General features: G+C 32.8%; 24 protein-coding genes. 5 read left to right on the top strand and 19 right to left on the bottom strand.

Features of this window, described 5'->3' with window-relative positions:
* Nucleotides 1-44: 44 nt before the first annotated feature.
* Both AM499_RS01100 and AM499_RS01095 read left to right on the top strand, forming a co-directional pair.
* Complete coding sequence (locus AM499_RS01100; protein ID WP_053588481.1) at nucleotides 45-362, top strand: thioredoxin family protein; 318 nt, start codon at nucleotides 45-47, stop codon at nucleotides 360-362.
* Nucleotides 363-988: 626 nt separating this feature from the next.
* Nucleotides 989-1,465 (top strand): STAS domain-containing protein, encoded by a 477-nt coding sequence (locus tag AM499_RS01095; RefSeq protein WP_053588480.1) that lies wholly within the window; start codon nucleotides 989-991, stop codon nucleotides 1,463-1,465.
* 36 nt (nucleotides 1,466-1,501) lie between these two features.
* On the opposite strand, the gene AM499_RS01090 is transcribed toward AM499_RS01095, so the two are convergent.
* The 3 genes from AM499_RS01090 to AM499_RS01080 are packed head-to-tail and all read right to left on the bottom strand — an operon-like array spanning nucleotide 1,502 to nucleotide 4,269.
* Complete coding sequence (locus AM499_RS01090) at nucleotides 1,502-2,380, bottom strand: GNAT family N-acetyltransferase (protein ID WP_053588479.1); 879 nt, start codon at nucleotides 2,378-2,380, stop codon at nucleotides 1,502-1,504.
* Between the two features lies 1 nt (nucleotide 2,381).
* On the bottom strand, nucleotides 2,382-2,996 hold the full coding sequence (locus AM499_RS01085; protein ID WP_197275585.1) for a TetR/AcrR family transcriptional regulator: 615 nt from the start codon (nucleotides 2,994-2,996) through the stop codon (nucleotides 2,382-2,384).
* A 16-nt stretch (nucleotides 2,997-3,012) separates the two neighbouring features.
* Nucleotides 3,013-4,269 (bottom strand): GNAT family N-acetyltransferase, encoded by a 1,257-nt coding sequence (locus AM499_RS01080; RefSeq protein WP_053588477.1) that lies wholly within the window; start codon nucleotides 4,267-4,269, stop codon nucleotides 3,013-3,015.
* Between the two features lie 518 nt (nucleotides 4,270-4,787).
* Here AM499_RS01080 and AM499_RS01075 point away from each other — a divergent pair.
* A complete protein-coding gene (locus AM499_RS01075; RefSeq protein ID WP_053588476.1) occupies nucleotides 4,788-5,300 on the top strand; it encodes a C39 family peptidase in 513 nt (170 codons plus the stop codon).
* Here AM499_RS01075 and AM499_RS01070 read toward each other — a convergent pair.
* Nucleotides 5,297-6,178 carry a 5'-3' exonuclease gene (locus AM499_RS01070; protein WP_053588475.1) on the bottom strand — a complete coding sequence of 294 codons (882 nt, stop codon included), beginning with the start codon at nucleotides 6,176-6,178 and terminating at the stop codon, nucleotides 5,297-5,299. The two genes, AM499_RS01075 and AM499_RS01070, sit on opposite strands and share 4 nt — an antisense overlap.
* Nucleotides 6,179-6,282: 104 nt before the next feature.
* On the opposite strand from AM499_RS01070, the gene AM499_RS01065 reads away from it, so the two are divergent.
* Nucleotides 6,283-7,497, top strand: coding sequence for an NAD(P)/FAD-dependent oxidoreductase (locus tag AM499_RS01065; RefSeq protein ID WP_053588474.1), 1,215 nt, complete (start codon nucleotides 6,283-6,285; stop codon nucleotides 7,495-7,497).
* Between the two features lie 31 nt (nucleotides 7,498-7,528).
* Here AM499_RS01065 and AM499_RS01060 read toward each other — a convergent pair whose 3' ends face one another.
* The 15 genes from AM499_RS01060 to AM499_RS00990 form a co-directional block, all read right to left on the bottom strand.
* The gene (locus tag AM499_RS01060) at nucleotides 7,529-8,458 is read right to left on the bottom strand and encodes a polysaccharide deacetylase family protein (protein WP_231687514.1); all 930 of its coding nucleotides are present in this window, start codon (nucleotides 8,456-8,458) and stop codon (nucleotides 7,529-7,531) included.
* A gap of 37 nt (nucleotides 8,459-8,495) precedes the next feature.
* Nucleotides 8,496-9,209, bottom strand: a complete 714-nt coding sequence (locus AM499_RS01055; protein ID WP_053588472.1) for a hypothetical protein — start codon at nucleotides 9,207-9,209, stop codon at nucleotides 8,496-8,498.
* A 51-nt stretch (nucleotides 9,210-9,260) separates the two neighbouring features.
* Nucleotides 9,261-10,892: a GNAT family N-acetyltransferase gene (locus AM499_RS01050; protein WP_053588471.1), complete on the bottom strand. Its 1,632-nt coding sequence runs from the start codon at nucleotides 10,890-10,892 to the stop codon at nucleotides 9,261-9,263.
* A gap of 17 nt (nucleotides 10,893-10,909) precedes the next feature.
* Nucleotides 10,910-11,818 (bottom strand): NAD-dependent epimerase/dehydratase family protein, encoded by a 909-nt coding sequence (locus AM499_RS01045; protein WP_053588470.1) that lies wholly within the window; start codon nucleotides 11,816-11,818, stop codon nucleotides 10,910-10,912.
* Entirely contained in the window at nucleotides 11,815-12,912 is a 1,098-nt protein-coding gene (locus AM499_RS01040) for a glycosyltransferase family 4 protein (RefSeq protein ID WP_053588469.1), read from the bottom strand. Before AM499_RS01040 ends, AM499_RS01045 begins: the two co-directional genes overlap by 4 nt.
* A gap of 19 nt (nucleotides 12,913-12,931) precedes the next feature.
* A complete protein-coding gene (locus AM499_RS01035) occupies nucleotides 12,932-13,729 on the bottom strand; it encodes a hypothetical protein (RefSeq protein WP_053588468.1) in 798 nt (265 codons plus the stop codon).
* Nucleotides 13,730-13,765: 36 nt separating this feature from the next.
* Nucleotides 13,766-15,271, bottom strand: coding sequence for a murein biosynthesis integral membrane protein MurJ (murJ, locus tag AM499_RS01030; RefSeq protein WP_269432440.1), 1,506 nt, complete (start codon nucleotides 15,269-15,271; stop codon nucleotides 13,766-13,768).
* A gap of 79 nt (nucleotides 15,272-15,350) precedes the next feature.
* On the bottom strand, nucleotides 15,351-16,547 hold the full coding sequence (locus AM499_RS01025; RefSeq protein WP_053588466.1) for an O-antigen ligase family protein: 1,197 nt from the start codon (nucleotides 16,545-16,547) through the stop codon (nucleotides 15,351-15,353).
* Nucleotides 16,548-16,586: 39 nt separating this feature from the next.
* The gene (locus AM499_RS01020; protein ID WP_053588465.1) at nucleotides 16,587-17,495 is read right to left on the bottom strand and encodes a glycosyltransferase family protein; all 909 of its coding nucleotides are present in this window, start codon (nucleotides 17,493-17,495) and stop codon (nucleotides 16,587-16,589) included.
* 29 nt (nucleotides 17,496-17,524) lie between these two features.
* The gene (locus tag AM499_RS01015) at nucleotides 17,525-18,217 is read right to left on the bottom strand and encodes a CpsD/CapB family tyrosine-protein kinase (RefSeq protein WP_053588464.1); all 693 of its coding nucleotides are present in this window, start codon (nucleotides 18,215-18,217) and stop codon (nucleotides 17,525-17,527) included.
* A 7-nt stretch (nucleotides 18,218-18,224) separates the two neighbouring features.
* Nucleotides 18,225-18,941: a YveK family protein gene (locus AM499_RS01010; RefSeq protein WP_053588463.1), complete on the bottom strand. Its 717-nt coding sequence runs from the start codon at nucleotides 18,939-18,941 to the stop codon at nucleotides 18,225-18,227.
* A 96-nt stretch (nucleotides 18,942-19,037) separates the two neighbouring features.
* Nucleotides 19,038-19,778 (bottom strand): tyrosine-protein phosphatase, encoded by a 741-nt coding sequence (locus tag AM499_RS01005; RefSeq protein ID WP_053588462.1) that lies wholly within the window; start codon nucleotides 19,776-19,778, stop codon nucleotides 19,038-19,040.
* A 54-nt stretch (nucleotides 19,779-19,832) separates the two neighbouring features.
* Nucleotides 19,833-20,486: a sugar transferase gene (locus AM499_RS01000; RefSeq protein ID WP_082355140.1), complete on the bottom strand. Its 654-nt coding sequence runs from the start codon at nucleotides 20,484-20,486 to the stop codon at nucleotides 19,833-19,835.
* Between the two features lie 397 nt (nucleotides 20,487-20,883).
* Nucleotides 20,884-21,342: an SRPBCC domain-containing protein gene (locus tag AM499_RS00995; protein ID WP_053588461.1), complete on the bottom strand. Its 459-nt coding sequence runs from the start codon at nucleotides 21,340-21,342 to the stop codon at nucleotides 20,884-20,886.
* An 18-nt stretch (nucleotides 21,343-21,360) separates the two neighbouring features.
* Nucleotides 21,361-21,840 carry an MgtC/SapB family protein gene (locus AM499_RS00990; RefSeq protein WP_197275583.1) on the bottom strand — a complete coding sequence of 160 codons (480 nt, stop codon included), beginning with the start codon at nucleotides 21,838-21,840 and terminating at the stop codon, nucleotides 21,361-21,363.
* Nucleotides 21,841-22,204: 364 nt separating this feature from the next.
* Here AM499_RS00990 and AM499_RS00985 point away from each other — a divergent pair, with 364 nt between their 5' ends.
* On the top strand, nucleotides 22,205-25,240 hold the full coding sequence (locus AM499_RS00985; RefSeq protein ID WP_053588460.1) for an efflux RND transporter permease subunit: 3,036 nt from the start codon (nucleotides 22,205-22,207) through the stop codon (nucleotides 25,238-25,240).
* The last annotated feature ends 20 nt before the right edge of the window (nucleotides 25,241-25,260 follow it).

Raw genomic sequence — 25,260 nt, 5'->3', positions numbered from 1 at the left:
TATTGCCCTTTAAGAAGACAAAAAACTCGTCGGAGGTATATATTATGAATAAAATTACAACAGCAGAACAATTCAATGAAATTATTTCTGGAGACAATGAAGTACTAGTAAAATTCGAAGCTGGTTGGTGCCCTGATTGCCGTCGTATGGAAATGTTCATAGACCCAATCGTGGAAAAGTACAATCAATATACTTGGTATGAAGTGAACCGAGACGAACTTCCTGAAATTGCTGAAAAATATGAAGTAATGGGTATTCCAAGCTTACTTATTTATCAAAATGGAGAGAAAAAAGCACACTTACATAGTGCAAATGCAAAATCTCCTGAGCAAGTAACAGAATTTTTAGATGCACAAAACTAATAATCATTTAGCCCTTTCGAGTTCTAACTCCTAAGGGCTTTTTCATTACTTTTTACCCTTTTTTATTATTAACTGAGTTAATTTCATAATAAAAAACTAAATATTGAAATCCAGAAAGTGGATTTCCGCTTCAGGCGGACGCTTTCCGCTACAATCAACGTAAAAGAACTCTATATAACCTAATTCTATCCGAATATTCGTGTCTTTAGTTACTAGAAGCAATTATGAAAAATTAACTCAACTAGTTAAACTTAGCTGTTGATAAAATCCTCTCATGTAGGATTCTCCCAATATAATTGCCTTCACGATGGCCGCAAGACCGCATGAGCCGTTGAATGCGAACGCCTCCACAGTCTCATACGGCCATTCATGGAGGGCTCTGAAAAAGTGTCATTCTGAAAAATCATCTATCAAATAGTCACTAAGAGAGTTTATCGCTTTGGCATTCGCTTTCCGCGGGCAAGCGACAAGCCTCCTCTGTAGCTCCCGCTTCATTCTGAACAGAGCCTTTTCATTAAACGCTTCATTCAAATTATCATACATATCTATTTACCTATCATTTTGCTAGTATTCATTTGATTAATCTCGGTCTTATTCGTATAATGGAAAAAAGTAGAGGTGTCAGTATGTCACAAGAGGTAGAAATCCAACAATTAAAAGATAAAATTGCATATTACGAACAAATAATTCAAACAATGTCTACACCTATTATTCCCTCTATTGTTCCTAAAACAATCATGATACCAATTGTAGGGTATATGTTTCCGGAACGTTTCGTTAATATTGAAACACAAACCCTAATGTATATCGGAGAAAATAGAGACATTGAAAATGTTGTTTTTGACTTCACAGGAGTTAGATTAGAAGATGTGGAATCATTTGACTACAATGAGCTTGCAATTTCGATTTCTCGATTAAATAGTTCTCTACGACTTATGGGTGTTCGTGCCATTTACGTAGGCTTCAATCCTAGATTCATTCGAGAAATTGTTCACGCAAGCATTCATGTGGAAATCGAAACATATAAAAGCTTCCGCGCTGCATTGAATCGCCTCTTAAGCGAAACAAACCAAACAATAGCTTCTATTTATGAAGTGAAGTAAAAAAGCAACTATAGAAATTATAGCTGCTGTTTTTGCTTACATTAAATTATTAACCATAAAAACTTGGGATACCTCTGTATTTTTGAATCCATTCCTTTGTAAGAAAGAAATCGTCTTATGATTCAAATCCAATAAATTATAAGTTGTTCTTTTAAGTGGTTGCTTGAAATCAAGCCCCTCCTGCAATACTAATTGGAGTGCTCGCTCCCCTTCCTCACTTTCCTTTTTCATAACCGTTTGAAATAAGGTGACACCTTCTGGTTCAGATCCATATTGTTGTTTTTTTCTTATAAGGCAAGCTGCATATATCTCACCATTTTTTGTTGCAATGACAGCCTCTCCCCCTATTTTAGGGGTTATGGAAGGATCCACCTGCCATGGGATTTGTGTAGGAAAAATATCTCCGTGCGCGGCTTGTAATGCAGGAATTCGCTTAATAGTAAATTCATTCACTAAATCTTCCTTATAAGGAAGCTCGCCTTCCGATTCCAAAAAGTGTAATGTGTCGATTACTTCATAGCCGACATTTTCATACAACTTTATCGCAGGTTTATTTACAGACAACGCTTCTAAAGTAGCGACAGACACATTTTGTTGTTTTAGTAAATCAAGCGCTTTTTCCATCAGAACAGTCCCAAGTTTTTTCCCTCTATATGCAGGAATGATTCCTGTTCCACCATTCCATGCTATTTTTTGACCTTCTACCTCTCTTATCCCCTGTAATACAAAACCTATTGGATGATCTGCATCGTACATTACAATGGATAGTTCTGGAGAGAGACCTTCATTTCCCATACGGATCACAAAAGCATCAAGTGAAATCTTCATCGGTATAAAATAACCTTCAAATCCATTAATAAAAAGTTCATGTGCTTGCTTAAAAGATAAATTTTCCATTGTTTTAAACGTAATCATCCTAAGCTCCCCTTTGTAGAAATGCTATATACATCTCTTTTGCCGTTCTCACAATTTGCAAATAAGAAAAGGAAGGTAAGACTGATGCATGTAAAAGCATGCCATCAATCATACTCCAAAATAGTTTAGCCGCCTGTAATGCATTGAGTTCTCTTGAAACCTCTCCGTTATTTTGACCTTCTATTAAAATAGTACTGATAAGGTCATAAAAAATTTCACTATGTCTCTCGTATTTCATTCGATCTACTTCTCTACTTCCAGCAATCCAGTGCTCTAATTGGTTTCTTACGCTATTTAATTTTGGTTCTTTCAACCACTCTTTGGACGTGTATAAATCGAAAAGCACCTCCATCTTTTCTATGGAGGAATGAACATGTGAGAACTTATCTGCTAAAACAGAAATAGTCTGTTCTACTTGTTGTTGAAGCATATGATCGTATACTTCCTCCTTACTTTTGAAGTAATGATAAATTGCACCTTTACTCCTCCCAGAAGCTTTCACTAAATCATCCATCGTCGTAGAGTAAAAACCATTTTCACCAAAAACAGTTGCTGCAGCCTGAATTATTTCTTTTTTCTTCTCTTCCTTGTATTCTTCCGATACTTTTGGTGTCAAAGTGAACACTTCCCTTTTAAAACGATGTAAAGCAAATTGGGCTAATTCTAGATGAAAACCACTCATCTAGTGCTTTTGCCTCTACATTATATAAAGTAACTTCCCCATAATTTTGAAGCGCTTCAATCGAAACACACCCCATCCACCAAGAGCTTAAATCATGAATACCAATCGAAATGTTTGCTTTTTCATTCGAATTTTCTAGCTTGATGGCATTCCAAAAGTCTCCATTATAAACGACTTCATATAACCCATTCTGTTCTTTTACAAAAGAGTCTTCCAACTTTATTAATATTCTAGTAAACTCTTCCGGTCTTTTAAGATTATGAAAATTTGTCGTATGAACGAATGAAATAATATTACAAACCCGATACATCAATCCTGATCCAGTTGTTGCAACTTCATGGTTTGCGCTAGGTATTAAATGATTGGAACCGTTTAAAGGATTGGTAAGTGCATACAAAAAGGACGGATCATTCGTACGAAAAACTATACGATCCACTTGATCTTGTTGAGATTGCAACCAAGCAGCTAATTGCTTATATCCACTTGGATTGGACCAAGTCCATTCATGCACGATTAACTGTTGATGTAAGAAGTGACTATCCTTTACTGGTTCTAACGAGAATGCTAATGCACCAATTAGTTGTGCCTTTTCTTTAACACCTACATAATTGGTCACTGCATTTCTTATTCGTAGCCGCTCATTCCATGTTCTTTTGATCATCCCATGATGCTTTTGAGCATAGTCATTATATAATGATACGATTGCTTCTTCATCGTTCGGAGATAAAAACTGTACCAGTCCTTTTTCCCCGTCACTAACAACCCCATGTGGTTTAATCTTAAATTCATACTTCATCGGGCCATATCCGTAGCCCATCTTCCGATAAAAACTAGGATTAAAGGGATAAAGTGATACGAGCGATACATTTTCCTGCCTTGCATAATCATGGAAATGAGAAAGCAGCTTAAAAGCGATTTTCTCTTTCTTATGAAGCAGATGAACAGCAACCATCCCTATACCAAATATTCGTTGAAATTTACCATTTATATTGCATTCAAATTCATTTAAGCGATATAACCCAATAAGTTCTTCTACTTCATTAAAATAGCCAAAATATTGAATACCATTTTGTTCCTCATCTTCTTTTTTTAAACGGTCCATAAATGCCTGTTTACTTTCTTGCGTTTGTATATGCATGCCTGGATATGCAAGTGCAACAAGATTAGCTGCACCTTCAAAATCCTTCGTTATTATACGTCGAATCAAACCTTTACCCCCTTTAAATGTAAATAAACTACTCAGTCGGTTTTATTATAAAATAGTCAAATTATTTTAACAATACTTTTCTTATATACTGTTTCTGTTGCAAATAACTAGAAGGAAGATTAAATTAAATAAAAAAGCTCTTCCTATTTAAAGGAAGAACTTTTCGATTGAAGACAAAAGGCTGTTGCAAATAGGTCTGCTTCATTATTTTGATTTCTTGTCATCATTTTCTATTTCCTCAAGGTTATTATTCCTGAGTGTTTAGAAAATAATAAGGAAGCATTTTATTGGTTTGGAGGAGCGTCCGCTCGACTCCTGCGGGAAAAGCGAGACAGACGAGACCCTGCAGGAGCGCAGCGACGAGCGGCTCGGCGCTCGCCCGCGGAAAGCGAGTGGTAAGCTTCGGAAAACCGGTCTTTACTATAAAAATTAAATTCGAGTGTGTCTACAGTATGAAAAGCTCTTCCTTTTTAAGGAAGAACTTTTATTTATTCTATTTTGTAATTTGGAGGTTCCATATGAAAATACAATTGCCTGTACAAGGGCATTCTCAATATGATTCGTCCATCCAAACAAACTTTCAGGCTTCCGCTTGTGGACCTGTCACAGCATATGTTCTATTAAACTATCTTTTTCCAAATGCATGTCCCTATCAGCCTAACGAGCTTTATGAAAGATTGGGCGGCACTCGTATCGGATTGTTTACACACCGTTTTGTACGTAATTTGCGTAAACTACTTGGACCCGATTGGAAGGTGGATAAGTGCACACTTGGAACGGCTTTAGAAGAATTAAAAAAGGGACGCCCTGTTGCATTAAAATTTGATAAATACTTTTCATTTCACTGGAAAAGAAAATTTACATTTGCTTATCACTGGGTACCTCTTATTGGGTACGAACTAAAAGAGGATGAATTATTTTTAATAATCCATGATAATGGAGGTCGCCATCGAGCAAGTCAAATCCGTAAAATACTCTTTTCGGATGATGCACCTATTTTAACTTTTGTACAAGTAACTCCAAAATCCTAAAGTTGGTTTTGGAGTTGTCTTGCTAAAATCGTATACCCATTATCATATAAGTAATCCAATTTTGAGTCTGAAATAGTTTGTACAATCAGCTGATCCAGTTCTGCTTCTATTGGAACGTCACGTCGAATTGTTGCCAATTCTTTAGATAGTTGAAGCATTTCTAAATCTGTTTCTATTTTAGTTCGATGCCCTGCTTTTAATAAATGAAGAGACTCGAGAATTTTATCCACGGTCCCATATGTTTGAACCAATTGTAATGCCGTTTTAGGACCAATCCCCTTCACTCCAGCATAACCATCGCTAGAATCTCCCATGAATGCTTTTACATCCGGAAAAAGAAGTGGTGAAATACCGTATTCTTCTAAAAAGCGAGCCTCACTATAAACATCATAAATCGTAAATCCCTTTTTCGTAAACGCAATCTCCGTAGAAGGATGAAGAAGCTGAAGTAAATCCTTATCTCCACTTACAATCGTAAATCGAGCTTCATCTTGCCATTTATGTGTAATAGAAGCAATCGTATCGTCTGCCTCCATCCCAACTATACCAAAGTTCATCCATCCTAAATGTGCAGACAAATCCTGTGCCATATCAAATTGTGGTATTAATTCTTCTGCTGGCTTTGGACGGTTCGCTTTATACCCATCATATAGCTCATTACGAAAAGTTTGCATACCTTTATCCCAGCAAATAGCAAGATGGGTTGGTTGCATTAAATTTTGTGCAGCTAATACATGTCTTGCAAAGCCTTGGACTGCATTTGTAGGAATGCCTTTAGAATTTTCAAAGAAATTACCGGACATTGCCGTTGCAAAAAAAGACCGAAACAGCAAGGCCATACCATCTATTACTAATACATGTGGTTTATCTTCTGTCATGTCAAACACCCTTTATAGTAGATTACTTTAAGTATAACATGTTTGTGATTGAATCTTCGAAACTATGGGTATTAGAATGGATATCAATATTTGGGGGTTCACACATGAAAATACATAATGGATCACTTTATTGGCCATCTACAACAGAACCATTTGAACCTAGTGCTAATTTTGACAAACTGGAACTTTATGATGTGGTCATTGTTGGTGGAGGAATGTCAGGTAGTTTAACAGCTTTAGCAATGGTAGAGGCAGGACTTTCAGTTGCTATACTCGATAAAAGAAAATTTGGAACTGGAAGCACAAGTGCAAACACAGGGCTACTGCAATATTCAAATGATGTAATGCTACATGAACTAATTGAACAAATTGGTGAACAGGATGCAGTTCAATTTTATAAGCTTTGTTATGAAGCAGTAGATGAACTTGACAAAATAGTAAATGAATTACATATAGATTGTGATTTCATTCGTCGGCCAAGTATTTGCTTTGCTAGTGATGAAAATGATGTAGAAAAAATAAAAGCGGAATATACAACTTTACAGAAATATGGATTTCCAAGTGATTATTTTGGACCAAATGAAATGCGCGAGAAGTTAGCTTTCTCTAAACCTGGAGCATTAGTAACGATGGAAGATGCGGAAATAAATCCATTAAAATTTGTACAAGGGTTACTACAAAGATTAGAGGAAATGAGTGTACATTTATTTCCATATGTAGAGGTTGAAGATGTCTATGAAACGGATGGTCAGTTAGATATTAGAACTTCAGAACAATCCTTTATAGCGAAAAACATTATATTCACTACTGGATATGAAACAGTTCCAATTGGAAAACGCATTGGCGCTAACATAAATCGTTCCTATGTATTAGTAAGTAATCCAATCAACAACTTCAATGATTGGTACAAACAGGCACTTATTTGGGAAACAAAACGACCTTACTTATATATACGTTCTACGATAGATAATAGATTAATTGTCGGTGGGCTAGATGAAGATCAACCAGATGCCCCCCATTCTCAGGAAATAATTCAACAACGTGCGGAGAACTTATTGGAAAAGGCGAAAGAACTGTTTCCACAATACAATCTTGAAATCGACTATGCGTATGCAGCAAGCTTTGGAGAATCCATCGATAATCTACCATTCATCGGGGAACATCCCACAAAAGCAAAACATTATTACTTACTTGGATACGGAGGAAATGGGACGGTGTATAGCATGCTTGGTTCACAGATACTAAAAGATTTAGTTACAGGAAAACCAAATGATGATGCTGGGATTGTACAATTAGACAGGAAGTGTGGGGTAAAATAAAAAAACGAAGGCTTTGATTTCCTTCGTTTTTTTATGAAATAATTTTTATAACATCCACAACATCTCGCATATGCATACTCTGAAAATTATACTTGGTCTTTAAATACTCCACATGCTTTAAGATTTCTTCAAGAAACAGTAAATTTTCTTCGGTATTCTTTCCAAAATTATGTGGATGCCACCATAAATGATATATTTCATTAGACTTGGCAGCTTTGGTCAATCCATTTTTGATACGCCTCAAACGTAATCCCTCGACAACTTTTAATCGTTTACTATATGGCCTTAAGAACCTACTGGATTTAATATTTATCAGTAGTTCTGTTTGTATATCTGCAAATGAATACGTATGATGACCTGTCAAATTCACATAGGAATCAACTAACCGAAGGATTCGTTTTATTTTCGTATTTGTTTTACTAGTATACGGTCTATAAATCCAACTATCCTCAGTCCCCCTAAAAGCAGTAATTCCATATTTATTACTCATCTTCAAATAATCCATATTCGTTTGGTTTCGTGGTAACACTAAGGATGCAGCATTTTGATTAAGACTAACAACCTCTTTAAGATCAGCCTCAAATTGTTCAATAGTTTGACCTTCTTCCAAACAATAATAATGAGAAAATGTATGAGTGCCGATTTCTTGATTCGGAATTGTTTTAATAATATCAATTAAAGATGAACCAAAATGATAGGGATCTTGGGTTTCATTTTCTCCTACGTTTGGGAGATTATATTTAGGAGAAAATGACTCATTTACATAAGTAATATTTAGCTGCTCTAACCTGTCTAACAGTTCCTTTTTGTTTTTGCAATATAACATACCAACGATAGCCCAAGTTGCATGAATATCATACTTTAAAAAAAGCTGTAGAATCCGAGGGATAGCTCGTCTAGCCCCAAGTATATTTTCACCATATTCCTCAAGAGTAAAAACATCATGTACTCCCCAGTTCAATTCAAAATCTAGTGAAATAACAAGTGCTCCCAGGATGTCATCCTTTCCTCATTTTCTTTGACCGTAACCATAGAACAAATTGGCCTACTTTTGATTTCGCTTCATACCCTGAATATACATCAGTGATTTCTCCACCAAATTCCATTTTAAATTTACGTATATTTTCATTGTCAGTTAGTCCACCCATATCATATATTTTATGGTTATGTTTTTTGAAGTAAAGTATATTTTGCCAGAGTAAATACCTATTCGCTTCACTTAATAATCTTTTTTTCTCCGATTTTTCTTTATGGTTGAAGAAAGATGCTGAGTAAAGAGAAAAAGCTGTTTCTCCATCTGTAATATATACACGGTAACAAAGAATTTCACTTTCTTCATTTAAGATTCTAGTTATAACAAGGGCATGCTTATCTATTAACATATTCATTGTATGGACATGAAAGTAGTTACAAGGATATGTGTTTTTATTTTTAGCAAATTGATTATAAAACTTTTGAAATGTGCGGATATCTTCATATCTAGGTTTGTCTATTACCTCTATTGTTAATAATTTAGTTGAAGCTTTTTTGATTTGTTTTTTATTAGAACGGTGAAGTTGTTGGTGTAACTCTTCTTCACTTTTTGTTAAATTAATATGAACTGTTTCAATTCTTTTTAGAGGTTTTTTCGGAATTATAGAATGTGAAAACCCTTGTATATCTGATATATTTTCATTTAAATTCAACTCTTTTAAAAAGTAATAAGTATTCATTTTTATATTTAGAAACTTTCTCTCTAAAAGGATAATAAGGGCACCTTCTTTTTAAATTAATTCTACCGCTTTTATTTTTCTCTTCCCAAATATTCTTGAGTACGAAAACATTTCTGTAAACTGAAAACCGATAGATTTAAGTTTTTCAACTTTTCCCTTATCATACTTGTTAATATGGATGAATATATGTTGTGGATGGTATTTTATTTGTACGAATGAAATTATTTTTTCTAAATCTTCATTTTCCCAATCCCTAATATAAACACTTTTTTTCTTTAAGTTGATAACTATTTCCATATCATCTAATCGTATTAGATTTTCATTGATCCAAAAAGCTTTTTGAATTTCTGTATTATAGTACCCTTTATAACCGTTAAAGATTTTTTGTAATATTTCATTCCTGTTACCTGAAATATTTAATACTGATTCCGAAGATATATTTTGAAAGTTACAATTCATCTCTATTTTAAGGTCTGATAATTGAGCGATGTAATATTGTTTTCTTTCATATACTAATGGTTGAACTTTTTTATACCAGGTATATATTTTTCTATTAACTTTTTCTTCATTTCGTAAATAATACTGTATCTTTCCTAAAGTATTTCTTCTAAAAGATACAAGTGAATAATGTTTTCTTATGTTAGAAATAAAATATTCTTTTGCCCATAAAAAGTTTCGATAGATTTTAGTTCTTAGAGTATTCGTTGAGAAAATTGTTTTTCGAGTATAATCAATACCTGTATTCCAATCAAATTTATATGGTTCATAACCAATACTCATATCTAATTTCTGAAAACCATCTGTTATACTCTTTTTAATTTTTTCTTTAACTAAAACTCTACCTGGACTATATACATCAAAATCAGGATCATGACCTAACACATAATCTAGATATCTTTCTCTACAGGAAAAACCATAAGTAAAAGCAATAATTTCATCTTCTAATGATAATGATGTTAGTCGGACACCAAATTCTCCGTTAGATTGCTCAGCTAAATATCGAAAAAAAGCCTTTTTTCTATCACTTGAAAATCCGCTAGTATCATTTTTCTTTTCCCATCTTTTTTTATGCACATCGAATATTCGTTCCATTTGTGCGACGGGTGAAATTTCCAATCTAACCTCACCAAGTAACCTTAGTTTTTTTTCCCTACGATCTAATCCATGTAACTTTTTTCTTGAATTCATGTATTCATCATAAGATAGGTTTTGTAAATCAATGTAGGGAGTTACAATCGAACGGTATTTCTCCTTAATACTTCTAGCTTTCAAATAATTTGATAATTTATCGGATGTACCTAAACTTTCTAATAATCCGTGTAAACTAAAAACTATATGCTTCTTCTGTTTAATAAGAGAATCAAAAACAAACATAATCAACCTATCTTTATCTCTATTTCTAACAACAATGTCCATATAATTAGCATCACCTAATGCTAGGAAATGTATTAGGGAGCCAAACCATTTTCTTTTTATTTGGAATGGAAAAAAAGCAGTAACCTTTTTGTTTTCTTTAACTGCATATATTTCTACCTCTTCATTCACTCCTAAAAACCTCCACCAATTATAGACAAACTCATATTCTATAAATGGATTTGTGTTTTTATTATCTGCTAAGATTTCTGACCATTCTTTTTCGTATATACTTAAATGTTTATACGACTTAATTAGAATGAGCTCCAAGTGATCCTCCTTTCGTGCTAAGAAAGTTTTAAATTGGCATAGTGCGTAATTGTTTCTTCCAATCCATCAACAAAACTATATGTTGGGCTCCAATTCAGGGACGCTATAGCTTTTTCATTAGAAAGAACACTTCTTTCAATCTCTCCATCTCGTATCGATTCGTAAATAGGGTTAGACTCAACTCCCGTAAGCCTCGATAATTCCTCATATAATTGTTGTATGGATATTTCCGTTGAAGAACTAATATTAAAGATACCTGTCTTATCCACTATTAATGATTGTAAGCAAGCTTTTGCTACATCTTTCACATATATAAAATCTCTCGTTTGATTACCATCAAAAATAACTGGATCTTCCCCATTTAATAGACGATTAAGAAGGCTTGTAATTACTCCACCTGCTTGCATAGGACCATACACATTTGAAAAACGTAATATACAGCTTTTTAAACCAAAAAGATTTTCATATAACTGAACATATTTTTCTGCAGAAAGTTTAGATAAAGCATAAAAAGAAAGAGTCGCAAGTTTACTCTCCTCTGTAACTGGTAAGATACTTGGATTTCCATAAACTGCTGCAGTAGATGCGAAAATACATTTTTTCACTTCAAATTGTTTACATAATCGCAGAATATTAAGTGTACCAACCAAATTTGCTTGGCAGTCATCCATAGGATTAATCATTGAATTTAATACAGATGATTGAGCAGCTAAATGAATAACATAGTCTGGTCTTTCAATTCGAAAAACAGCTTCTAATTCACTATTTGTAATATCCATCTTGTAAAATGGAACATCTGCAACTAAATTACCCTCGTTGCCTGTAGATAAGTTATCTAAAGCAATCACAGAATAATTTTCTTTTACTAATGCTCTTACAACATAAGAACCAATAAACCCCGCCGCTCCTGTTACTAATACCTTCAACCATTCTCCCCCAATTTAAGTAGATTAAGATACGTAGAAATTGTTTTTTCATACATTTTTTCAAAAGTAAAACTTGCTTCGTATATTTCTCTGCTCTTTTCACCCATCTTCTTTCGAAGTAATTTATCTTCTATTAATAAAGGAAGAATTTCAGTTAAATTATTTTGTATCAAAAACCCATTTTCTGAGTCTCTGACTGCTTCACTTACCCCTCCAACATTGGAAGCGATAATCGGGAGTCCAAATGACATTGCTTCCAAAATACTTAATGGAAGTCCCTCCCAAGCAGAAGTAAGCACAAAAATATCTGCATTTTTTAAAAGCTCATCCACGTTAGAATGACTTCCTAGAAAGGTAACTTTATGTCCTAAATTATTTTCCTGTACGAATTGCGCAGATGCTTGTTTTAAACGACCATCTCCTACAAAAATCATATGCCAGTCTAATTCTTTCACAACCAAGAGTGCCTTTATGAGCTCCAATTGTTGCTTTGGTTTTTCAAAACGAGCAACCATAATAATTCTTACTTCTTCCCTGTTATCTCTTTCTAACATGCCATTTCTTGTATCCACTACTCCATTATGAATCGTAATAATTTTTTCTGGCTGCAACACTTCATGACGAAGAGCAAGATTTCGGTCTTGATCACAGACTGTAATCACTTGCTTCGATAATTTTCCAACCCACTTTTCTACTTTTCGATAAAAATATTGTTTTCTATAATCTACACCTTCTGAAAAAGCCCAACCATGTGCTGTAAACACACATGGAATTCGTGCAGACCAACAAGCTATTCTTCCTACAATCCCTGCCTTTGAAGAATGAATAGCAACTATATCAGGTTTTATTCTTTTCAACATTTTTCTTAGTTCCACAATTGCTAAAAAGTCTTTAAGTAGATGTATATCTCGTATTAAAAATCGATTATGCATGTAGAAAACCCCTTCTACCCTCAAGTCATCAGATACAGTACTTTCTCCACCATGAATAAGGTGAACAGTATGATCTTTTGATAGACGACGCGAAAGGTCTCGAACATGTACTTGAGCTCCACCAATTTCATTTAAATGTGTGATTAACTGAACTATTTTCATCACGATTCCCCATTTTCTGTTATAGAAAAGATGTAATTGAAAGTATAGGCCAAACATTTATATTCCTAATAGAGCTTATAACTGATTTCAAATCTCTAATTTTTAATATAATTGAACCAGCGTATGAGTTTGCTTGATATCCAAAATATACAGGAACAATTTCTCCTCCAAACCCAAATTTAAATCTTCGTATATTTTGATCAGTCGTTAATCCCCCAAAATCGTAAACGTCGTAACCTTTATTTTTAAACCATAGGATACTCTTCCAAGTTAATAACCGATTTGCTTGACCCATCATTTTTTTTGTCTCTGCGCTTTCAGCCATTCGAAATAGTGATGCTGAGTATAAATTCATGGCAACATTATCATCTATAATATAGATGCGGTAACATAAAATTTCCTCATCCTGTTTAATATAAGTAATTAAAAGAGCATTTTGATCACGAAGCAATTTCATTGTTTGCATATGATATAAATTGCAAGAATGCGTTTTTTTATTTTTAGCAAAATTGTTATAAAAAGTTTGAAATTTTAATAAATCATTATTTGTAGGCTTTTCAATTACCACTCGCTCAAAAGCCTTCTCTTCAGCTCTTCTAACTTGCCTTCTTGTTGTTTGGTTCATACCCATCATTAGCTCATCTTCACTTTTCATCAAGTCAATGTGAAGCGTTTCATAACTAGATAGTGAACTCAAGGGCATAAATGAATGTGAATAGCCGATTATTGAGACACTCGGTTCATTTTGGAGATGCTCCTTAACAAAGAAACAAGTTTTAATAGTTATATTTAAAATTTTTCTCTCAATTGTTATCAATCTTTATTCCCACCTCCCCTTTCTTATTCACAATATTTACCATCCGAATTTCCCTTTTAAAAACCTATATAAAATCTTTGTTTCTTCTACTTTTAGTAATGTAATTAAGATAATATAAATGATGCAACCTATAAGTATGGATATCGATATTTTGGAAAAAACATTCCAATCTATTAATATATATTCATTGAAAACATAAATTACTATTCCCATTCCGCTAGAGGCTAATAATACCTTAAATAGAGTAATTAGATTACTTCTCAATCCAAAAGGTCCAATCTTTTTTCTCAAGCTTATGACTAAAAGAAATGAACAAAAAAGCGCTGAAATACTCGTTGCAAGTGCTAGACCACTAATTCCCATATATTTAGATAATATTAAATTTAATATAATATTCAATAAGACAGATAAAGCAGCATTATACATAGGGGTTTTCATATCTTGAAGAGAATAGAATGAACGATTAATTATTTCTCGAATTCCATACCCCAACATTCCTACAGCATAGTAAAACATAGCAGCAGAAGTCATATGTATCGCATTCTCATCAAAATTACCGCGACCAAATAGTAATCTAATAAGAGGTTCAGCTAGAATCATTAACCCAAAACATGCTGGTACTACAATGAGTATTACAGATGAAATAACTTCACTAATTGAATTCTTGAATTTAACCATTTCATTATTTGCGGCCAGTTTTGAAATAAGAGGAAACATTACTGTTACAAATGAAAAAACAAATATTCCTTGGACAAAATCATTTAAACGACTAGCATAAGATAAGGCTGATATTCCACCTTCCATAATTGTAGAAGCAAGTGTTTTATCTACCATCAAGTTAATTTGGTCGATAGATACACCTATCATAATCGGAAAAGCAATTATTGCCATTTTCTTAATATTTTTATCCTTGAAAGAGATAAATGGCATATAGCGATAGTTAGATTTATATAGAGAAGGTATTAGGAAGAGTAGTTGTATAAAAGCAGCTAGAACGGTACCAATCGCTAACATAATAATATTTGTTTTGGCGCTTATAAAAATGGAGAGGATAACGATTAGATTGAAAGGTAAACCTATGAGAGCTGGTATGACAAATTTCTTATTTAATTGTAAGTAACCAATAAAGATTTGTGTAAGACTAGTGAAATATATACCTACTAATCCAATACGGGTAAATAAAACTGCAGTATTAACAGTTTCTTTGTTAAAACCTAAAGCAAAAATTTTGACCAACACATTAGAAAATAAAAGTCCACTTATTATGATACCTGTAGTAATAAGTAATAGAATGTTAATCAAATTATTTGTGAAGTATTTGGCGGATCTCACATCTAAATCATGCTCAATTTGTTTAAACATAGGAATATATGCAGTAGATATTCCAGCAATAATAAGACTAAACAATACGGATGTTATAGTAATTGAGATAATGTATGCATCACTTATTGATGTAGCTCCATAAAAAAAGGTTAACGTAATATCACGCATAAAACCTGATATTTTGGACAGAACCGCTATAATCATTAAGAGAACAGCTATCTTCTTTATAGTTTTTTTCCTTCTCTACTTTGTATTTGTTGTTAGAAGCAATTCTATATACATTTAAGTACTAAATATATTAATTTTCTTCTTCAGGTAATATTGATAAACCCAAAAGAATCCCAAAGACTTGAGGAACATAAGAAATACCTCCAAGATTATGAGTAGTAAAATTCATAAGAATAAATATACAGATCAAAACAATAAAAATTGCATTATTCTTTGCAAAATACATGGATTTCCTTACACCATTTATAATAACTATTACATATATTAAGAGTGCTATAAGTCCATTAATAGATAAAAAGTCTATAAAGGAATTATGTGAAGAGGAAAGATCTACATAAGGTCCAAGAGAACTTATTTCTATTGTATTACTACCTGAACCAGTTAATAGTTTATTGGAGCTTTTTTGTAAAATCTCATTCCAAATCTCAAGTCTACCTGTACTTCCTCTTTCAGCGTCAAAAATGTTATAATAAAATAATGGACTAATTTCGATAGTTTTTTTAAAATATAAAAATATTATGCTTCCTATTGCTAATGATAATAATATTAAATATTTTTTTTCTTTAGAAACATATAAAATAATTGCTAAAAGAAAACATAAAACAACTGCTAAAAGTGATGCTCTCGATGCCAAGACTATTAAATTAGTTATATTAACAAACAAAATAGAACTATAAAAAATCTTGTTCTCTTTTTTTTGAAATAAATAAAAAATACAAGAAACTGTACTAACAGCAACAACTGCTCCTTGATAATTTGAATCCAAAAACGAATGTACATAAAAAAATTGTGCTGTCTGTAAATTAGGTAAATTAATAGCCCCATATGTTAAAGATACTTTTAATGATATTATTAATGTTAGAATACTTAAAAGAGTTCCTGGGTATATTAAGAATTTCAAAAAAATATCTTTATAGTTATTTTTCAATAGAAAGTTTGGGACAAGAATACAGGCATATAAAAAACTTATAGGATATAGCGCAATTTTTAATGCGTCTGTTATAGATACCTCACCTTCTAATCCATTTATTATTTGTATAAGAATTATTACAATCAAATGTATACAAATAATGGACTGATGATTTATAAGATTTATTAATTCTTGCTTTTTTAAATTTACCAATAAGTTAACACTACAAGTTAACATTATTACTATAATAATAAAGTAAGCCAATGAATTATTGATTTGCTGAATATAGCTAAGCATTCCAAAGCAAGTGGTAATGATAATAAGAGTTAAAGATAATCTTTTTTTTGAAATATACATCGTTATCTACTCACTCTTTCGGCTATATATTATTAACTACTAGGTAGACTTTATTGATAAGTTAATAAAGTTTACAAGACCAATTTGATTAAAGATACTATCCCATTTTAGATCATCTACGTTTGGTGTTTTAAATTCAAACTCTTCTATTCTTTTCTTTGTTAGATTTTTTAAATCCTCATCGATTTTTAAAAACTTTCCTCCCCTACTATTTTCAAATTCATTTACCCATTTATAATCTGTAGTAATTATTTTCATACCTAATGCACAGTATTCTAAAAGTTTAGTGGATGTCTGAATATTGAAAGGAAAAATGTTAGGCACGTAATTAATACCATAAACTGCTTTAGAAGCTAAATTTGGAACCTCTTCATAATTTACTTTTCCTGTAAAAACGATATTATCAGCATTATGAAACTCTTTATATATTTCTTCATTTACAGAACCTATTAATAGGATAGATTGTCCCTTATTTATTGTTTTAAAATAATTTAATAACGACCCTATATTTCTTGTTTGACTTATGTCCCCTAGATAAACAAAATCATATTCTTTCTTTTGTTTAATTGTATAAAAACCTTCAGATATTCCCATATCTCTTTTTAGAGAAGGTATATTATCATTAAAATTCATTTTTTTTAACAGCTTTTCATTCAAAAATACTCTTCCAGACGGTTTACTATTTAAATACCTTTTAAAAAAATCCTTTTGCTTTGCAAAATTGCCTACTGATAGGGAAACATATTCATGTATTTGAAATTGATTATTATTATTTTTTTTTAAATCTAATCCCATGAATCTCCAAATAATATCGCAATCTTTTATTAATTCTTTTTGATGTTTTTTAACCTCAATAGCACTGAATCCATTTTGTTTATTCAAAAAATCAACGTAAGCCCTTACCTCTGGTAGGTACGATTTCCCGTCATTAACAAAAGCAATTTTCATTTATTTCCTACCTTCCAAGTTACATTAACTCACCCGTAATATTCATAATAGTAATGATCCTTCTCTAGTATAAAGTTATTTAATATCACACCAATTGTGTTTGCTTTAGATGCTTCTAAAACTTCCTTTGCTTTTAAAATATTTTTTTTCTCTGTTTTACCAGAATCAACTACAAGTATAGTTGCATCACATTTTTCTGAAAGAATTTGTGCATCTGCAACCGATAGAATTGGGGGAGCATCGAATATAACGATGTCATATCTACTTTTAATCTTTTTCCATAAGTCATATATTAAATCGGACCCTAGAAGCTCTGAAGGATTTGATGGTATTGGTCCACTAGTTATTAAATGTAATCCTTTAATTTCTGATTCACGTATAACATCTTCAAGTTTCCAATTACTCATTAGAAAATTAGTAAAACCAGGGGAAATTAAAATGCTAAATGTATAATGTAAAGTCGGTTTTCTTAAATCCGCATCAATAAGAAGCACTTTTAAACCTTCTTGTGCAAAAGAAATAGCAACATTTGCTGCTACTGTAGACTTTCCTTCTCCAACGGATGCTGAAGTGAACAATAGTGTCTTGAATTCCTTTCCCTTCATTGCAAATTTAATGTTTGCACGAACTGTACGAAATTGTTCCGCAACAATTGATTTTGGGTTTGTAGAGATTACCAATTTCCTTTTGTTCTGATTTCTATTATTTTTTTTCTTAAACATCTAAAAGTCACCTCTTCCTTTTACGTCTATTTAAATTATTGGTTGTACTTATTGTGATTGGACTTATTAGACCTAGTACAGGAAGATTTGTTATTTCTCTAACATCCAGTTCTGTTTTTATAGAAGTATCTAGGTATTCTATAAAAAAGGTAATACCTATACCAACAAGTAAACCTATAATCGTAGCAATAGCAATGTTTAAAGGTAAGTTGGGAGTAACTGGATCAATATTTTTCTTATTACTAGCTGGTGATAGAATTATGACATTATCAACGTTCATAAGTAGTTTAATTTCTTCTTGGAATATTTCAGCAGTGGCATTAGCAATATCCACAGCACCCTTCAATTTCAAATCTTTTACAATAATATTTATTACTTGGGAGTTTTGCTCACTAGTAACTGAAATTTTATCAGTAAGTAATTCGGGAGTTGTTTTCAAATCTAGTTTTTCTATAACTTTAGATAAAATTACTGGACTTTTTAGAATGACATTATATGTGTTGATCAATTGCAGATTTGTTTCAATATCCTGGGTATTGATATTCTCCGTTTGCATTTTCTTTTGATTGATTAAAATTTGTGTGGATGCTTCATAACTTGGAGTAATAAAAAAATAGCTGATTAAGCCAGTGGATGTCACAATTATAAATAAAATACTCAAAATCAAAATCTTTCTTTTCTTTATCACTTTAAAAATATCATGAAGGTTAATATTTTCTTCCAAAAATCCCCATTCCTCCTTTATTAGAGGTACTTACTAGCAAATATACATAACAATACACTATGAAATAGTGTATTGTTGTTTAATTTATTATCAAATTTATACATAACTGATAGGTTTCCACGGTTGAAAATCCTTTCCTAACAAGACGTACTTTGCATTATCATTAAAATAATTCATTAATTGTTTGGAGAACTTTTTACCTACATATTGATAAGCTTCTTTCAATAAAAAAGGACGACTTGTCGTATTATGTGCATCTGATGAAATGAAATGCACTAGATTATGGTTCACTAAATCCTTTGTGTACTTTTTTAATTTATAACCATTCATACCAATTAAACTTGATGCGTTTATTTGCATAAGGGCACCATTGTTTACCAATTCGAAAAGTAAATTTTTCTCTTTTCGAAGAACGCTATTTCTTTCTGGATGGGCAATAATTGGTTTATAGCCTTTCAACTGAATTTGTAAAAGAATCTCCGTGAGGAAAGCAGGAAGATGGTTACTAGGTAGTTCAATTAAAATGTATTTATTACTATTTGCAAGCGGTAATATTACATCCTTTAATTCATCAACTATGCTAGTATAAAAATACGTCTCTTGCCCTGGAAGTATTTTTATTGGTATTTCTCTTTGAGAAATTTCATTGTTAAAATTTAATACTGCCTCTTTTATTTTCAATGAATTATTACTATATTTATGATTATGATGAGGAGTGGCAATTATGTGCGTCACCCCATTTGCTACCGCATTTCTAGCAAGTAAAATAGCTTCCTCCATAGTTCGTGGCCCGTCATCCAGCCCAGGTAAAATATGATTATGGATATCTACTAGCACCTGTACATTACTCCTTTAGTATGAAATTATATTCAAAAACTAGAACAGGTATGCCTAGTAAGCACCTTTCCCGGTAATAACAATTCCAATGGATCGAATGATAATTTTAAAATCTAATATAAAGGAACAATTTTGAACATAATACAAGTCCCGTTCAATTTTTTCTCCATAAGTTATAGTTGATCTACCATACACTTGTGCATATCCAGTGATTCCTGGTTTTACGAGCAGTCGTTTTTTTTGTTCGGAAGAATAGTGAATTGTAATTTCGACTATTTCAGGTCGGGGTCCTACAAAACTCATATCACCTTTTAGCACATTCCATAATTGAGGAATTTCGTCTACGCTGAATTTCCTGTAGATTTTTCCTATGCGTGTTACTTGTAAATGCTCTGGCTTAGTAAAAAGAAAGTCTTTAGGAACCTCTTTTGTCCAATGATATTGATGATCACTATATTCAATTAACTCCGTCTTCATTGTTCTAAATTTCCAAATCGTAAAAGGACAGTCATTTAAGCCAGATCGTATTTGTCTAAAAAAGAGTGGTCTTCCAGAAAATAAAACTAGTATGATAGAAAATAAGATAATGAACGGAAATAAAATGATTATTAATGTAATACTACCTATAATATCTGCGCTCCTTTTACCTATACGGTTATAAAAATAATGGTTTGATTGGTTTAGCGCTTTATGTTTATTTTTCTTCACTCATAGCCTCCTTTAGGATTTGTTAGCTAGAAACATAGTTAAAAGTATATTCATTCTTCCTGCTTAAAAAGAACTAATTAAATGATGCATTTAGAGGTTTTTTACAAAAAAAATAAGCTTTCCCAAGAGGTTACCATCTGGACTGCCTACGAATATTATTTTTTAATATTATATTCTTTCCTTAGAATTAGGATTAGGTAAATATAGCTAATGTTTTAAGGAAAGGCTATTTACAGGATTGGTTATAGCCAGTTTGACCTAAAACTTGCACATCCGTCTAGTATGTACCCCCTCTTGTTTATACATATAGATGATAAATAATGCTCCAATTTCAAAGCTTCAAGAAACAAAAAAGTTAACAGAGTCATCTGTTAACTTTTTTATTATCGGATAGGAATTAAACGGTTATCGACGAAAGAGTTCTCCCCGTCTCAAGTAAACTTTTCAGATTGCTTAGAATTGCTGGCCAACCATTGTTAATGCCTTGATAATTATCATTTTCTTCATATATATCGGAAGGTAACAACCTTTCATGCTTGAGTGATAATTTTACAAAAGAATCCATTTGACGCAGTCTAAATGTAACAATAGGTGAAACTTTACGTTCTGTTTTATCTTGTACCCATTCAAATGTATAAGTTAGGAGTCTGTTTGGTTCATAGCTTAGGACTTGTCCTTTATCTACAATATTTCCTGACTGGTCAAGAAAAACTACAGGTGATCCTTCTACCCATTCAGATTGAATCTTATGTCCAAACCAGTATTGTTTTGTGTAGTCTCCATTTGTCAATGCCTCCCAAAGCTTTTCCGGTGTGGCAGCAATGTAGGTTACATATTCAAAAGTTATATTACTCATTTTAACCCTCCTTATTATTTACTCTTCCCCATCACTATCATGTTCATCTTTTCTTGGTGGTAGGATACCCATCTTCTCTACATATTTAGGTAAATTCATTGCAATGAAAATTAAAATAACCGTAATAATAGCTAAATCATATGCACCGTAACCTATAGTCAATCCTACACAAGCAGTTATCCATAGATTAGCTGCAGTAGTAAGTCCACGTTTCACGTTATCCTTATCTACCCAAATTACACCAGCGCCAAGAAATCCAATCCCACTAATTACTTGAGCAGCTAAACGCATAGGATCCATGTATGGTCCTTGATTTAAAGTTGATAGACTCATTGCTAATGTGGATCCCAAACAAACTAGTATATGGGTTCTAATGCCTGCAGGTTTATTTTTAATCGCTCTTTCTAACCCAATTAACAACCCTATAAACGTTGCCACAATTAATCGAATGTATAAGTCATAATGTGAATTGAATAAGGATGTAACAAAGTCCATCATTCATTAACTCCCCCTCAATCATTGTTTTTCTAATCATACAGATGTTTTCATCATTTTAAAAGTGAATTATCAACTAGTTAAATGTGAGAGGAGGCCAAGAACAATCAGGCTGTTCCTTTTTTTATTTCCCATTATCCTCTAGGGCTGAGGTCTTAGATAAATATAATTCTAAGGAACAATGTGGAACATTTTTCTATTTTCTACAATAAAGAAGCAAGAAAAAGATGGAAAGAAGGGAGTTATTCGTTTTTGCATTAATCTTTTGTAAATTTTTTTAAGATATCAACCAATCCATTTTTTTATTTTGTATTTATGTTAGCATTTTATTGGTACAAATTTGTAATTTTCAGGAGGAATTATTTCTATGTCATTATTCACAAAGTGGGCTTTTAGTAACAAAGCAGCCGTATCTGTATTAACCATTTTAATATTAATTATTGGTGTTGTTAGTTACTTTAGATTGCCAATGGAATTTTTACCATCTGCTGATAATCCGCAAGTCACGATTATCACAATGGGTCAAGGAACTGACTCCAAAACAATGGAATCAGAGGTCACCAACCCGATTGAAAGAGCAGTTACTGGACTGAATGGAAAAACATCCGTTTTTTCAAGAACTGGAGACGGGTATTCGAAAATAGATTTAGTTTACGAGTCTGGCTATGATATGAAGCAAGCCAAACAGGATGTACAAGAAGCATTAAGTAATGTGAATTTGCCACCAAATATATCCAAGCCAATCATTTCACAACTTAATACATCGATGATTCCAATTGTTAATCTGGCTGTCACCTTTGATGATGGACTGACTACAGAAAATATTGATTTTGCACGTAATGAGCTCCAAACTAGATATCAAGATATCAAAGGGGTTTCTAGTGTTGAGATCTATGGAATAACAGATTCTATCATTTCCGTTAAGATTGATGATGAAAAAATGGCAGACAACCAAATTTCTCTTCAAGCAGTTATGGGAATTCTAAATGGTCAAAACACAGCTGTAGCTGTTGGAGAGAAAAATATTGACGGAAAAACAAGCAATATTAAAGTTATCGGTGATTTAACAAGCATTGAAAAATTGAAAGGATTAACTGTAGCACCAGATGTAACACTTGGGGATATTGCAACGGTTGAAGAAACGAAAGATGCAAATTTTGTTAGCCATTTTAATGGTAAAGATAGTTTGGATATAAGTATTACAAAAGATAGTCAATCTAATGCAGTAACTATAAGCAAAGAAGTTGCAAAAGTAACAAAAGAAATCAATGAAAAGTATAAGCAGCAGGTTTCCACTATTTATATTTCCTCTGCTGATTTAGTAGAAAATTCCGTTCATACGATGATAAAAGAAGTTCTTCTTGGTGCACTATTTGCAACGATTGTCATTATGCTATTTTTACGTAATATCCGTTCAACCTTTATTACAATCGTATCTATCCCATTGTCACTGTGCTTCACTCTATTCCTACTATCCATGTCAGGTGTGACACTGAACATTTTAACGCTTGGTGGAGTAGCAGTTGCAGTTGGACGTTTAGTGGATGACAGCATAGTTGTTATAGAAAATATATTCCGCAAAATGCAGACGGAGAAATTCTCCGTGAAGATGGTTATTGATGCTACGAAGCAAGTAGGAGTTGCCATTACCGCTTCTACATTAACAACAGTTGCCGTTTTCTTACCTATGAGCTTATTGAATGGTGGACTTCAAGAATTCCTACTACCATTCGCTTTAACTGTTACTTATTCGTTGCTTGCTTCATTAATCGTTGCATTGACTGTTGTTCCATTAATGAGTGCGGGATTATTAAAGAATGCAAAGATACCAGAACATAAAGCCGCTGTTCGTTTTCCAAAAGTAGTGACATGGTCTTTGAATCATAAATGGATTGTCTTTACAATTTCGATACTACTGTTTATTGGTTCCATCGGAGCTTACTTTGTGATTCCGAAAGGTGCAGTTGATAACTCTTCGGCAGATTATGTTGTGGCTACACTGAGCTACCCGAATGATACACCTATTGATGAAGTGAAGAAAAATACGTTTGAACTTGAATCCTCTATTCTAGAGATGGATGAAGTACAATATGTCTTTGCACAAGTAGGTTCTCCAGCGGAAGCAGCACAATATGGCTGGGTTGGATCGCCGACTGAAGCATCCTTCAGTATTTTATTGGATGATAAAAAAGATACCGATGCAGTTGTAAAAGAAATGGAAAAGAAAAAAGATCAATACACTGATGCTAAATTAGAAGTGAATACAGCCTCCTTTATGATGGGCGGAGGAAGCACGAATATTACTATCGATGTTGTTGGTGAAAATATAACTGACCTTGAAAAAGTCGCAACAACAATAAAAGAAAAAGTACAAAATATAGATGGCGTTGAAGAAGTTACAACAAACCAAGATGAAAAGAAAACAGTATACTCCCTTGTTGTAGATCCTACGAAAGGAAATACAGAACAAGTTGCTCAACAATTAGGTGTCATGTTAAATAAAACACCGATTGGTACGATAAATTTAGATGACAAGCAAAAACCTGTATTTTTAGAGCCTGTCCTAGATGCAGAAACACCGGAAGACTTAGAGAACATACAAGTCATGACTGAAACCGGCCTAGTACCTGTATCTGATATCGCTACATTACAAAGTGAAGAACGCTCAACGAGCCAGTTCCATAAAGATGGAGATGCTTACCTTCGTGTGACAGCATCCGTTGATCCTGCAAAATTATCAGAGATATCAAGTGCAGTGAGCTTAGTGATATTTGGGGATAAAGAGAACAAAAAAGGTATGGACATTCCAGAAAATGTCGAGGTTCTAATTGGAGGAGCAAGTAGTCAGCAGTCCGAAGACTTTACAGACTTATTCCTTATCATGCTTGTTTCCATTGGTATTGTATTTCTAATTATGGTTATGACATTTAAGTCAATAAAAGCACCAATTGCAATTCTTTGCTCGCTTCCGCTTGCTGCAATTGGAGCAATTTTAGGAATTCTCATTAGCCGGATTCCAGTAGACATTACAGCACTTTTAGGAGCATTAATGCTAATAGGTATCGTAGTAACAAATGCGATAGTGCTTTTAGATCGCGTAAAACAAAATGAACAAAAAATGATTATTCGTGATGCCCTTGTTGAAGCAACTGCTACAAGAATGAGACCAATCTTTATGACTGCAATCGCAACAATCTGTGCAATGCTTCCATTATTAATGAAACAAGCAGAAACAGGAAGCTTAGTATCGCAAAGTCTAGCAATTGTTGTAATTGGAGGATTAGCAATGGCTACCCTACTTACACTCATTGTAATTCCATGTATATATGAATTACTTTACTTTAGAAAATCGAAGAAACAGCGAGTAAATCAAGCTGAGGAGCAAAATGCTGCAATAGAATAAAACCAAGAAACCAGACCACA

It is taken from the genome of Bacillus sp. FJAT-22090, assembly GCF_001278755.1.
In the GTDB taxonomy this organism is placed as follows: Bacteria; Bacillota; Bacilli; order Bacillales_A; family Planococcaceae; genus Psychrobacillus.
Note: the sequence above shows the minus strand (reverse complement) of the source record. Positions and strands in the feature narration are given on the sequence as shown.

What these genes read in the sequence shown, in the direction of transcription:
- AM499_RS01070 (WP_053588475.1), bottom strand. Translation starts at nt 6,178, where the DNA reads ATGACAGAAGATAAACCACATGTATTAGTAATAGATGGTATGGCCTTG.
- AM499_RS00985 (WP_053588460.1), top strand. Translation starts at nt 22,205, where the DNA reads ATGTCATTATTCACAAAGTGGGCTTTTAGTAACAAAGCAGCCGTATCT.
- AM499_RS01025 (WP_053588466.1), bottom strand. Translation starts at nt 16,547, where the DNA reads ATGTATATTTCAAAAAAAAGATTATCTTTAACTCTTATTATCATTACC.
- AM499_RS00995 (WP_053588461.1), bottom strand. Translation starts at nt 21,342, where the DNA reads ATGAGTAATATAACTTTTGAATATGTAACCTACATTGCTGCCACACCG.
- AM499_RS01015 (WP_053588464.1), bottom strand. Translation starts at nt 18,217, where the DNA reads ATGTTTAAGAAAAAAAATAATAGAAATCAGAACAAAAGGAAATTGGTA.
- AM499_RS01040 (WP_053588469.1), bottom strand. Translation starts at nt 12,912, where the DNA reads ATGAAAATAGTTCAGTTAATCACACATTTAAATGAAATTGGTGGAGCT.
- AM499_RS01020 (WP_053588465.1), bottom strand. Translation starts at nt 17,495, where the DNA reads ATGAAAATTGCTTTTGTTAATGACGGGAAATCGTACCTACCAGAGGTA.
- AM499_RS01090 (WP_053588479.1), bottom strand. Translation starts at nt 2,380, where the DNA reads ATGATTACGTTTAAAACAATGGAAAATTTATCTTTTAAGCAAGCACAT.
- AM499_RS01095 (WP_053588480.1), top strand. Translation starts at nt 989, where the DNA reads ATGTCACAAGAGGTAGAAATCCAACAATTAAAAGATAAAATTGCATAT.
- AM499_RS01075 (WP_053588476.1), top strand. Translation starts at nt 4,788, where the DNA reads ATGAAAATACAATTGCCTGTACAAGGGCATTCTCAATATGATTCGTCC.
- AM499_RS01055 (WP_053588472.1), bottom strand. Translation starts at nt 9,209, where the DNA reads ATGAATACTTATTACTTTTTAAAAGAGTTGAATTTAAATGAAAATATA.
- AM499_RS01065 (WP_053588474.1), top strand. Translation starts at nt 6,283, where the DNA reads ATGAAAATACATAATGGATCACTTTATTGGCCATCTACAACAGAACCA.
- AM499_RS00990 (WP_197275583.1), bottom strand. Translation starts at nt 21,840, where the DNA reads ATGATGGACTTTGTTACATCCTTATTCAATTCACATTATGACTTATAC.
- AM499_RS01100 (WP_053588481.1), top strand. Translation starts at nt 45, where the DNA reads ATGAATAAAATTACAACAGCAGAACAATTCAATGAAATTATTTCTGGA.